The 10956-nt window shown below is 54.5% G+C and carries 8 protein-coding genes; 6 read left to right on the plus strand and 2 right to left on the minus strand.

The genetic code is table 11. The features are described 5' to 3' along the window. Positions 1-578, plus strand: a 578-nt coding sequence (locus A7E48_RS02235) for a biotin/lipoyl-containing protein (RefSeq protein WP_141669348.1), incomplete at its 5' end; no start/stop codon positions are given. A 176-nt stretch (positions 579-754) separates the two neighbouring features. Beyond that, complete coding sequence (locus tag A7E48_RS02240) at positions 755-2158, plus strand: MFS transporter (protein ID WP_369796749.1); 1404 nt, start codon at positions 755-757, stop codon at positions 2156-2158. Positions 2159-2251: 93 nt separating this feature from the next. On the opposite strand, the gene A7E48_RS02245 is transcribed toward A7E48_RS02240, so the two are convergent. Beyond that, entirely contained in the window at positions 2252-3679 is a 1428-nt protein-coding gene (locus tag A7E48_RS02245; protein ID WP_068168929.1) for an NAD(P)H-quinone dehydrogenase, read from the minus strand. A gap of 102 nt (positions 3680-3781) precedes the next feature. Here A7E48_RS02245 and A7E48_RS02250 point away from each other — a divergent pair, with 102 nt between their 5' ends. The 4 genes from A7E48_RS02250 to A7E48_RS02265 all read left to right on the plus strand — a co-directional run bounded on the left by A7E48_RS02250 (position 3782) and on the right by A7E48_RS02265 (position 7574). Continuing rightward, entirely contained in the window at positions 3782-4627 is an 846-nt protein-coding gene (locus A7E48_RS02250) for a purine-nucleoside phosphorylase (protein ID WP_083147135.1), read from the plus strand. Between the two features lie 52 nt (positions 4628-4679). After that, entirely contained in the window at positions 4680-6395 is a 1716-nt protein-coding gene (locus A7E48_RS02255) for a phospho-sugar mutase (protein WP_068168932.1), read from the plus strand. Between the two features lie 27 nt (positions 6396-6422). After that, on the plus strand, positions 6423-7124 hold the full coding sequence (gene deoC, locus A7E48_RS02260) for a deoxyribose-phosphate aldolase (protein ID WP_141669349.1): 702 nt from the start codon (positions 6423-6425) through the stop codon (positions 7122-7124). 129 nt (positions 7125-7253) lie between these two features. Then, the gene (locus tag A7E48_RS02265) at positions 7254-7574 is read left to right on the plus strand and encodes a hypothetical protein (protein WP_068168938.1); all 321 of its coding nucleotides are present in this window, start codon (positions 7254-7256) and stop codon (positions 7572-7574) included. Between the two features lie 76 nt (positions 7575-7650). Here the strand turns inward: A7E48_RS02265 and mfd are convergent. Continuing rightward, positions 7651-10956: transcription-repair coupling factor (mfd, locus tag A7E48_RS02270; RefSeq protein ID WP_083147136.1), on the minus strand; the 3306-nt coding region annotated here is incomplete at its 5' end.

Genomic DNA, 10956 nt, shown 5'->3' on the forward strand with positions numbered 1-10956 from the left:
CCCGCCAGCAGGCGATTGAGCGCTCGCGTCGCGCCCTGGCAGAGCTGGTCATTGAAGGTATGCCCACGGTGGCGAACTTCCACCGCCAGGTCTTGACCGAGCCGGCTTTTGCCGCTGAAACTGCTGAAGATTTCACAGTCCACACCCGCTGGATTGAGACCGAATTCAACAACACCCTCAAGCCCTACGACGGCGGGTTCGGTAACGTTGATGCAGACGAAGATGACCGGCAAAAGGTAGTGGTTGAAGTCAACGGCAAGCGCATGGAAATTCTCATGCCCCAGCTTGGATCTGCGCCGTCTACCAAGGCTCCTGCTGCAGCGAAGAAGCGTAAAGAGCGTTCCGCCCGCGCCGTCTCGACTAATTCCAACGAGCTGACCTCACCCATGCAGGGAACTATCGTCAAGGTCGCAGTCAAGGACGGCGCTAAGGTAGCTGAAGGTGATCTCATCGTGGTTCTTGAAGCCATGAAGATGGAGCAGCCCATCACCGCGCACAAGGCAGGCAAAGTTGCTGGTCTCAAGCTGAAAACCGGGGAAACGGTTTCAGCCGGTTCGGTGATTGCAACTATCAAGTAAGCGTCTGAGCACAGCGTTTCAAAAGCGGAAATTCCTGAGCGGGAGTTTCCGCTTTTGTGCTCTCACCTGCCGGTTTATGCCTGATGAGTCTCAATATTTGAAAATACCCTGCACGGTTTCGCTCAGCGTACATACAGTTACCTGGCATACACATTTAGTTTGAGCAAGGGGTTTTTATGATGTCGCAACCGTCTTCGAACACTGCTGCCCAGACGTCCGTGCCGCGTTCACGCATCATCACGGCGTCATTGGTGGGCACCACCATCGAGTTCTATGACTTTTACATTTATGCCACCGCAGCTGTAGCTGTGTTCCCCGCCCTCTTCTTTATTGGGGCAAATGAGACGGCGAAGTTGCTGGCGTCGATGGCGACGTTCGGCGCGGCCTTTGTGGCTCGTCCGATTGGTTCGGTAGTTTTTGGGCATTTTGGCGACCGAATCGGTCGTAAAGCTACCCTGGTGGGTGCGCTGCTCACGATGGGTATTGCCACCTTCTTGATTGGTTTACTGCCCACATACCACCAGATAGCGCTGTGGGCCCCTGCCATGCTCACCATTTTGCGTTTCTGCCAGGGTCTAGGACTCGGCGGCGAATGGTCGGGCGCGGCACTGCTCGCTACCGAATACGCTGAAGAAGGCAAACGCGCCCGCGCAGCGATGTGGCCTCAGTTAGGCGCCCCATTCGGCTTTATCCTTGCCAACGGTTTTGTGCTGGTTCTGACGTCACTGTTGAATTTCAATTCAGCACGCGATGCGGGAAATCTCGATCACGACTTCTTGGTCTGGGGCTGGCGTATTCCTTTCCTAGCGTCCATCGTGATGGTGCTGGTTGGGCTGTACGTGCGCGTCAAGCTCGAAGAAACCCCGGTCTTCTCGCAAGCTGTGCAGAACAATGAGAAAGTGAAGACTCCGCTGGTAGAGGCGTTCAAGACCTCCTGGTGGCCCATGATTCAGGGAACGTTCATCATGGTTGCTTGCTATGTACTTTTCTATTTGATGACTGCTTGGATTCTCTCTTACGGCATCGGCAAGGTTGAAAGCGGCGGGTTGGGTATCCCCTATCACCAGTTCCTCATCATCCAACTTATCTCCATTCTGTTCTTTGCCGCCGGTGTGCCTGTCTCTGGCTGGTGGGCTGATAAGGCAGGACGCCGCCAGCAACAGTTAATTACCACAACACTGATGGTGCTATTCGGCCTGTCTTTCCGGTTCGTGATGGCACCTGAGGTAGTTGGAACCGGCGCCAACGCCAACATCACGCAAATCATTATCTTCATGTCGGTGGGCATGGCGCTGATGGGCCTAACCTTCGGTTCAATGTCGGCATACCTGCCCGAGCTTTTTCCAACCAATGTGCGTTACACCGGGTCGGGAATTTCCTATAACGTCGCTTCTATTCTGGGTGCAGCGCTCACCCCGTTTGTGGCTGTCTGGCTGAACGCCCATTGGGGTGTAGGAGCGGTCGGCGCGTATCTTGCGTTCGCTTCGGTTATTTCTATCGTCTTTATCTTGCTCACGCACGAAACACGGGACGTCGACATGTATGCAGCGAATCCCCGCGACTCCATCCGCCCATCCTAAAATTCATTCTCAGAGCACGCGAAAAGCGGGGCGAGATTTCTTTTCAGAATCCCCGCCCCGCTTTTATCTTAGAACCGCTAGATGTATCGCGTTCTAGTTCTGCGACTCAGCGTTGTGCAGATGACGAGCCGCCTCAGCAATCGAGCCGGACAGCGAAGGATAGACGTTGAAGGTCTCAGCAATATCATCCACATGCAGCTTGTTATCAATAGCGAGTGCAATGGAAAAGATAAGTTCGGACGCACGCGGACCCACAACCACACCGCCAATGACAGTTCCCGAATGCTTGCGGGCAAAAATTTTCACAAAACCATCTTTGACCGCCATCATCTTGGCGCGAGCGTTAGTGGTCAATGACATCATGACCATATCTGCTTGGTATTTGCCTGAGGCTATTTCTGCCTCGCTGACACCCACCGTTGCGATTTCAGGGGAGGTAAAGATGTTCGATGCCACCAAGTGAGTACGCAAAGGCTTCACCGAATCACCCATCATGTGCGCAATAGCCACACGCCCCTGCATACCTGCCACCGAAGCCAGCGGGTAGACTCCGGTACAGTCACCGGCAGCGTAGATGTTAGGAATGTTGGTACGCGAAACGCGGTCAACGGAAATATGACCTGATTCGGTCGTCTCCACTCCAGCCGCTTCCAAGCCCAGGTTCTCCGTATTGGGGATAGAACCCACGGCAATGAGCACGTGGGAGCCGGACACTTTTCGCCCGTCGCTCAACGTAACAATCACGCCTTCGCCGTCCTCGGTATATTCCGCCGATTCAGCACGCGAGCGCGGCATGACCTTCACTCCGCGGCGGTCAAAAACGTTCTCCAGAACCTTCGCGGCGTCTTCGTCCTCGCCAGGAAGCACCTGATCACGCGAAGAAATCAGCGTGACGTCTGAACCTAAGCCATTGTAGGCTGAGGCGAATTCGGCACCGGTCACACCTGAACCCACCACGATCAGTTTTTCGGGGACTTCTTCGAGGTTGTAGAGCTGAGTCCAGTTCAAGATGCGGTGGCCGTCTGGCTTAGCCGTAGCTAGCTCGCGAGGATGGGTACCCACCGCCAGCAAAATATAGGCAGTCTCTAGCTGGTACACCAGGCCTTCGGAGTCGGTCACCTCAACGGTGTGCTCATCTACGAGCTTTCCGCGACCTTTAATTACCTTGATGCCGCTACGCTCCAGCGTGCGCTTAATATCCGCAGACTGAGACTCTGCCAAGCGAAGCAAACGCTGGTTCACCTTGGTCATGTCCACATGAGGGGTCTGCAAAGAACCACGCTCGCCCAGGGTAATCCCCAAATCAGCCGCTTCAGAGATACGCGCCATCAAATCTGCTGATGCGATGAGGGTCTTTGAGGGAACGACGTCGGTCAAAACCGCCGAGCCGCCAAAACCTTTGTCTTCGATAATGGTGACGTCTGCACCGAGCGAGGAAGCTACCAGTGCAGCTTCGTATCCGCCGGGGCCTCCGCCGAGAATAATAATTTTGTGCGATGCATAATCTGTTTTAAGAGTCACATGTTCATTCTCTGCTAGATATGAAAATGGTTCAAATGAATACCGGGCAAAAAGTGCCTTTCTTTACCTCCCGCATCAGGTTTTTGGTAGGTTAGGCATGTGATGACACAGAAGAATTTGGACGCCGCTGGCCTCCCCACGCACCATGAGGACTACCCCGCAAACGCTCTAGCGCAAGAAGCTGCAGCCTATATTGCTGAAGCAACGGGAGTTGACCACCACGATATTGCACTGACATTAGGCTCCGGCTGGGGTGAGGCTGCCTCTCTCATCGGTGAGACTACCCACGAGATCTCCGCGGACCTGGTTCCCGGTTTTCACAAATCTGCGGTTGCTGGGCATCCAGGCATTCTCTCCTCTATTCTGACTCCTTCGGGCAAACGCGCTCTGGTTATCGGCGCACGTACTCACTTTTATGAAGGTCGAGGCGTTGACGCCGTCGTCCACGGTGTTCGGACTGCCGCAGCAGCCGGCGTCAAAACCATGATTTTGACCAACGGATGTGGCGGACTTAACCCCGACTATGAACCGGGCATGCCAGTGCTCATTTCAGACCACATCAACGCCACAGCGACTTCTCCTTTGCAGGGTGCACATTTTGTGGATCTCACCGACTTGTACTCACCACGAATCCGCGAAATCGCACGCAGCGTTGATTCGTCGTTGCTCGAAGGCGTTTACTATCAGACCTCCGGTCCCCACTACGAAACTCCAGCAGAAATTCGCATGATGCGCACTCTCGGCGCTGATTTGGTGGGCATGTCCACTGCGCTTGAGGCGATTGCCGCACGTGCTGCCGGACTAGAAGTTTTCGGTATTTCTTTGGTGACCAACATGGCTGCTGGTATTCAACAGACCTCCCTCAATCACGAAGAAGTAATCCAGGCAGGTAAGGACGCCGGTCCACGTATCTCGCAACTGCTCGCATCCATCATCGAGCAACTTTAAGGTTGCTGGCTTCACCAGTTAGCTAATTTTTATTTACAGTCAAGGGGAAAAAATGACTACCGCTTCACAGCTCTTAGAGCAGGCACAGCATTGGATGAGTATCGATCCTGATGAGCAAACTCGCACGCAGCTTCAGGACATCGTTGACCGCGTTGCCGCAGGTGACGATGCCGCTCTCGCCGACCTCAGCGACCGTTTCTCGGGAACGCTACAGTTCGGTACTGCCGGACTTCGCGCAGAACTAGGCGCCGGTCCTATGCGCATGAACCGGGTTGTTGTTCGCCGCGCAGCAGCAGGACTAGCCGCCTATGCCAACGAGCGCGCAACCGCCGAGAACTGGGATAAAATCACCGCCGTCGTCGGCTACGATGCCCGCTACAACTCCGATATTTTTGCAGAAGAAACGGCGGCAATCTTTGAAGCCGCAGGGATTCATACCCAGCTCATGCCTTCTGCCCTCCCCACCCCTGTGCTGGCGTGGGCAACCCGCGAATACAAAGCGGAAATCGGTGTAATGGTCACTGCCTCCCACAACCCGCCGAACGACAATGGATACAAGGTGTACCTCGGCGGCAACGCGGTGGAAGAGCACGCTTCAGGCGCTCAAATCGTTCCGCCCTTCGACGGCGAGATTGCCGGGCACATCTCACGAATCAGCGATTCCACCATTACCCTAGCTAAATCCGGCTGGGACATTCTGCCCGAAACAGTGGCAGATGACTACACCTCCCGCATCGGTGAGCTCACCGAACAGACAGAACGCAACTTGAGCATCGTCTACACCCCCATGCACGGCGTCGGCGGAAAAACCATGCTGGAAGTTCTGAACAACGCAGGTTTTGAGACGGTAGCACCCGTTGAAGAGCAGTTTGCGCCAGACCCCACGTTCCCCACGGTCTCCTTCCCCAACCCCGAAGAACCTGGCGCTCTCGATTTGGCATTTGCGCTCGCCCAAGAACGTGATGCAGATTTGATTATTGCCAATGACCCCGACGCCGACCGCGCAGCATTTGCTGTCTATGACCCGGCAGTGTACGCGTGGCGTCAGCTACGCGGCGATGAGATTGGCTCGCTCCTGGGCGTCGCTATGATTCAGCGCTTAGGCGATATTTCAGCGCTGAGCCCCGCTCCGGTTTTCGCAAACTCTATCGTTTCCTCCCGCCAGCTCGGTGCTATCGCTCGTGCTGCTGGCATTACGCACTTTGAAACTCTCACCGGATTCAAGTGGATTGCCCGCATTCAAAACCTTGCCTACGGTTACGAAGAGGCAATTGGCTACAGCGTGGCACCTGAAGCGGTGAAAGATAAAGACGGCATCTCAGCAGGTCTGATGGTTTCGCTCTTTGCCGAGCAACTCAAAAACGAAGGTTCATCCCTGATTGAGGTTCTGGATCAGATTTCTCGGGACTACGGTGTGTTTGCCACTGACCAGGTATCCATTCGTGTGGAGGACCTCTCGTTGATTGGCACTATGATGGGCTCGCTCCGCCTGAACGCCCCGGCAACCCTAGGCGGCTCTGCAGTCACCGAAACAGTTGATTTGACTGCAGGTAGTGAGAACTTGCCACCCACCGAAGGAATGCGCTTCCTCACCGAAGACAATTCGCGCGTCATTGTTCGCCCCTCCGGCACCGAGCCCAAACTCAAGTGCTACCTCGAAGTAATCCGCCCCGTTGCAGAAGGTGACGATCTGAAGCAGGCGCGCAAGCAAGCGCAAGAACAGCTGGGCAAAATCGCCGACGACGTACGCGCAGCTCTTGGTCTATAAGACACATAAAGAATGAAAGAAGAAATCATGGCTGAACTCTCCCGTGAAGAACTCGCGGCAATGATTGACCACACCATCTTGGCACCGAATGCCTCTGAAGCTGACGTACGCCGTCTGTGCAAAGAGGCAAAAAAATTTGGCTTTGCTTCGGTGTGTGCAAACCCCGTGTGGGCTCCCGTTTTGGCAGATGAGCTACAGGGCTCGGCTGTACTGGCATGTGTCGTAGTGGGCTTCCCCTTCGGAGCATCCGCCACCGAGGTCAAAACGTTTGAAGCAAAAACTGCAGTAGCCGCAGGTGCGCAAGAGGTCGATATGGTCATCAATATTGCCTCTGCAATTGCAGAAGATCGCGACGCCTTGGTTGCCGATATTTCAGCTGTCGCCCAGGCATGCCACGACGGCGCAGCAAAGCTGAAGGTCATTATCGAAACTTCTGAGTTGACCGACGCGCAGAAGGTTCTTGCATGTGAAGCGGCAGTTGAAGCAGGTGCCGACTTTGTGAAAACTTCCACCGGTTATTCTTCCTCCGGTGCTACCGCTGCCGATATTGCTCTGATGCGCAAGACTGTGGGGCCGGATATTGGTGTGAAAGCATCCGGCGGCGTCCGTACCCGCGAGCAAGCTCTGGAAATGATTGAAGCAGGAGCCAACCGTATTGGTGCTTCAAAGGGTATAACGATTATTGGTGCAGGCGAAGCGTCCGAGGGCTCCTACTACAAGGCCCGCTAAATTCTGGCAGAAGTAGAGGGGTGGGGAAATTTTATTAACACATCGTGCATAAGATTTCCCCACCGCCTATACTGGACAGTAAACACATACATTCCCCGTCTTTGAACGGGTACCTGATGGAGAGCATTGATGGCACATACCAATCAGCAAGATGCACAAGAACGTTCAAACGTGGAGTCTTTCGGCATGCAACGCGGCGCAGATAACCCTCGCGGTCCCCAGCACTCAGGCGAAGGTCGGCTCGGTGAAAACATCCTGCTGTTCGTCATTGCTATGGCTATTTTTGTCTTCGGCATTTTCACGCTAGGCTTCTACCCCGATGGCGGCTGGATGGTCTGGACTGGCTCCGTTGTTTTGATGATGGTCTCTTGGTTCGCTTCTTTCCACTTGCTTTCTTCCAAAACTAACAACCACACTGCGCAGAATAGCACTGATTTGAACCTGCTCTAATTCTTTAGATTCAGTCCATAAATAAAAGGTCCGCTTCTCTCCTAGGTGAGAGAAGCGGACCTTTTGCTGTACCCTTCTAGCTTTCGAAGATCGCCTTGAGGAAATCGCTGGTCCACTCAACCATGGCTTCGTCTTGGAGGTCTTTGCCGCCTACGCGCGCCGTCTTGGGCCGAGGAACTAGAATCTGCCACCGTTCGGTACCGGGAACCTGCTTGTGCAAAGAACCGGGGTACATTCTCGTAAGTCTCATCTGTTTGGAGTCTGGAAGATCGTTGACGGGATAGAAACGAACCTTAGGCCCCATCGCAACGATTTCTTTGATACCAGCAGCGCGAGCGCGCAGACGCAGGGAAGCGATACGGAAAAGATTTTCGGTAGCTTCCGGCACTTCACCGTATCGGTCCACCAACTCTTCGTGTGCCTCGGCGAGTTCCTTTTCGGTGAGTGCCTGGGCAATTTGCCGGTAGGCAGCCAAACGCAGACGTTCGGAGGAAACGTATTCGTGCGGTAAGTGGGCATTGACCGGTAGATCTACCTTGATTTCTGCCGGTGCGGCGTCGTCGTTCTCCCCGTGGAAATTAGCCACCGCTTCACCGACCAAGCGTAGGTAGAGGTCAAACCCCACGCCGGCAATATGACCGGATTGTTCGCCGCCGAGCAGGTTGCCTGCGCCGCGAATTTCAAGGTCTTTCATGGCAAGCTGCATGCCTGCGCCCAGTTCATTGTGGGTTGCCACAGCTTTGAGACGTTCGAGGGCGACTTCACCGAGCATTTTGTCTGAGGGATAGAGGAAGTAAGCATATGCGCGTTCGCGTCCACGCCCCACTCGACCGCGCAACTGGTGAAGCTGCGAGAGACCGTAGTTTTGTGCCTGATCCACAATCAAGGTGTTGGCGTTAGAAATATCCAAGCCAGTTTCAACGATGGTGGTACAGACCAAAACATCGAACTTTCGTTCCCAGAAATCAACGATAATCTGCTCTAGTCGGGATTCACTCATCTTGCCGTGTGCCACCGCAATTCGAGCTTCGGGAACCAGCTGCTGTAACTCCCCCGCTACTCGTTCAATCGATGAAACACGGTTATGCACGAAGAAAACCTGGCCCTCGCGCATGAGTTCACGACGAATCGCTGCAGAAATCTGCTTGTCGGTTCGAGCCCCCACATAGGTAAGAACCGGGTGGCGTTCCTCTGGGGGTGTAGCCAAGGTAGAGGTTTCGCGAATGCCGGTCAGCGACATTTCCAGGGTACGAGGAATCGGGGTAGCGGACATCGCGAGAACATCCACGTTAGTTCGCATTTGCTTGAGTTTTTCCTTGTGTTCAACGCCGAACCGCTGCTCTTCGTCAATAATAACCAGACCCAGGTCTTTGAACTGGGTGCTCTGCGAGAGAATACGGTGGGTGCCGATTACCACGTCTACCGAGCCGTTCTTAATACCTTCGAGTGTTTCTTCAGATTCTTTCTTTGTTTGGAAACGAGAGAGAACGCGCACGCGAACGGGGAACCCCGAAAAACGCTCATTGAAAGTTTCATAATGCTGCTGCGCCAGCAAAGTAGTGGGCACAAGCACCGCAACCTGCTTGCCATCTTGCACCGCTTTGAAAGCAGCGCGCACAGCAATTTCTGTTTTGCCATACCCAACATCGCCCGAGATGAGGCGGTCCATGGGCACTTCCCGTTCCATGTCCGCTTTAACATCATTGATGGCTGAAAGTTGGTCAGGTGTTTCGTTGTAAGGGAAGGCTTCTTCGAGCTCGTGCTGCCAGGGCGTATCCTGCCCGAAGGAGTGCCCGCGCGAGGCTTGCCTCGCCGAATATAGCTTGATGAGGTCAGCGGCAATCTCTTTGACTGCCTTGCGAGCGCGGGATTTGGTTTTCGCCCAGTCTGAGCCACCCATTTTTGAGAGAGTAGGGGCGTCGCCACCCACGTAATTTGAGACCTGGTCTAGCTGGTCGGTGGGCACAAACAGGCGATCTTTTGCCCCGCCTCGTTTTGACGCCGCATACTCCAAGACCAGGTACTCTTTCATCGGTTTAGGCTGACCGGGTTTAATGGTCGCACCGGCGATGGGGCGCTGGACTAGCTCAACGAACTGACCGATACCGTGTTGTTCATGCACTACAAAGTCACCGGTCTTGAGTGACATCGGATCCACCGCATTTTTACGACGACGCACAGGTAGCTTGGTGCTACGAGCATCGCGCGAGGTGTAGGCAGAGGATCTCCCCAAAATATCTGCTTCGGTGAAGAACGCAATTTTGGCGCTCTCCAGCACGAAACCTTTACCTGCTGAGGCTGTAGTCAACTCGATGATGCCCGGCTCAGGTTCGTTTTCCAAGGAGTCGACGCGGGCGGCGGGGATTTCGGCGTCCTGGAAAACTGTTAGCAACCGGGTTAAAGAACCAGGGCCGTCGGTTACAGCGATAATCTGCCAATTTTGGCGAACTTTGTTCTTCACCTCATCGAGCAATTCGCTAACGTTACCTGCGAATGCATGAGGTACTCGCGCATCTATGGTGAGCGAATCAACCCCGTCATCAATAGCATCGTCTACCCCCAGCGCGGTCATACCCCACCAGCCGAGGTTGCGGTCCAATGCCGTCTTCCGCACGTCCGCCACCGACCGGAACGCACCGGCGGCGAATCCTGCGGCGTTTTGTCCGAGATCAATAGGCGCGCTGGAATCGTCGGCAGCAGATTCCCATGCGGCTAGCAAAAACTCTTCGTTGGTTGCTACCAGATCAGCTGCACGAGTGCGTACTTTCTCGGGTTCTAGAACGATAGGAAGTGAACCTGCGGGCAGAATTTCCAGGAGCGTGACCATGTGTTCAACCAGAAGCGGAGTCAGCGATTCCATGCCTTCGGTATAAATACCGCCGGCAATTTTTTCGAGCATGGCGGCAGCCCCAGGAAAGTCTCCTTTGAGTCGTGCTGCCCGGGACATCACATCGGGAGTAATAAGAAGTTCACGGCAGGGTGGTGCTGTGATTGAGTCGGGTTGCTCGCCCTGGTTGAGCGTGCGTTGATCCGCGACGGAGAACCACCGGATGTTTTCAATTTCATCACCGAAAAATTCAATACGCACCGGGTGATCTGCCACAGGAGAAAAGACATCCAAAATACCACCGCGCACGGCAAATTCGCCGCGTTTTGACACCAAGTCTACCCGCGAATATGCGGCATTTGAGAGGTCTTTGACCACGGAATCAAAGTCCCGCTCCTGCCCTACTTTGAGCGTGACAGGTTCCATCAGTTCGAGACCGGAAACCATCGGCTGAATCACGGCTCGCACCGGCGAAATGATGATACTGGGAGCTTTGCCACTGGCAAGACGGCGCATCACCGTCAGCCGCTGACCTACCGTATCGGTGCGCGGTGA

Origin of the sequence: Rothia sp. ND6WE1A, from assembly GCF_001683935.1 — a bacterium.
Classification (GTDB): domain Bacteria; phylum Actinomycetota; class Actinomycetes; order Actinomycetales; family Micrococcaceae; genus Rothia; species Rothia amarae.

Bases quoted from the DNA above. Each gene is read 5' to 3' on its own strand.
- deoC (WP_141669349.1), top strand. From the start codon at position 6,423: ATGGCTGAACTCTCCCGTGAAGAACTCGCGGCAATGATTGACCACACC.
- A7E48_RS02240 (WP_369796749.1), top strand. From the start codon at position 755: ATGATGTCGCAACCGTCTTCGAACACTGCTGCCCAGACGTCCGTGCCG.
- A7E48_RS02265 (WP_068168938.1), top strand. From the start codon at position 7,254: ATGGCACATACCAATCAGCAAGATGCACAAGAACGTTCAAACGTGGAG.
- A7E48_RS02250 (WP_083147135.1), top strand. From the start codon at position 3,782: ATGACACAGAAGAATTTGGACGCCGCTGGCCTCCCCACGCACCATGAG.
- A7E48_RS02255 (WP_068168932.1), top strand. From the start codon at position 4,680: ATGACTACCGCTTCACAGCTCTTAGAGCAGGCACAGCATTGGATGAGT.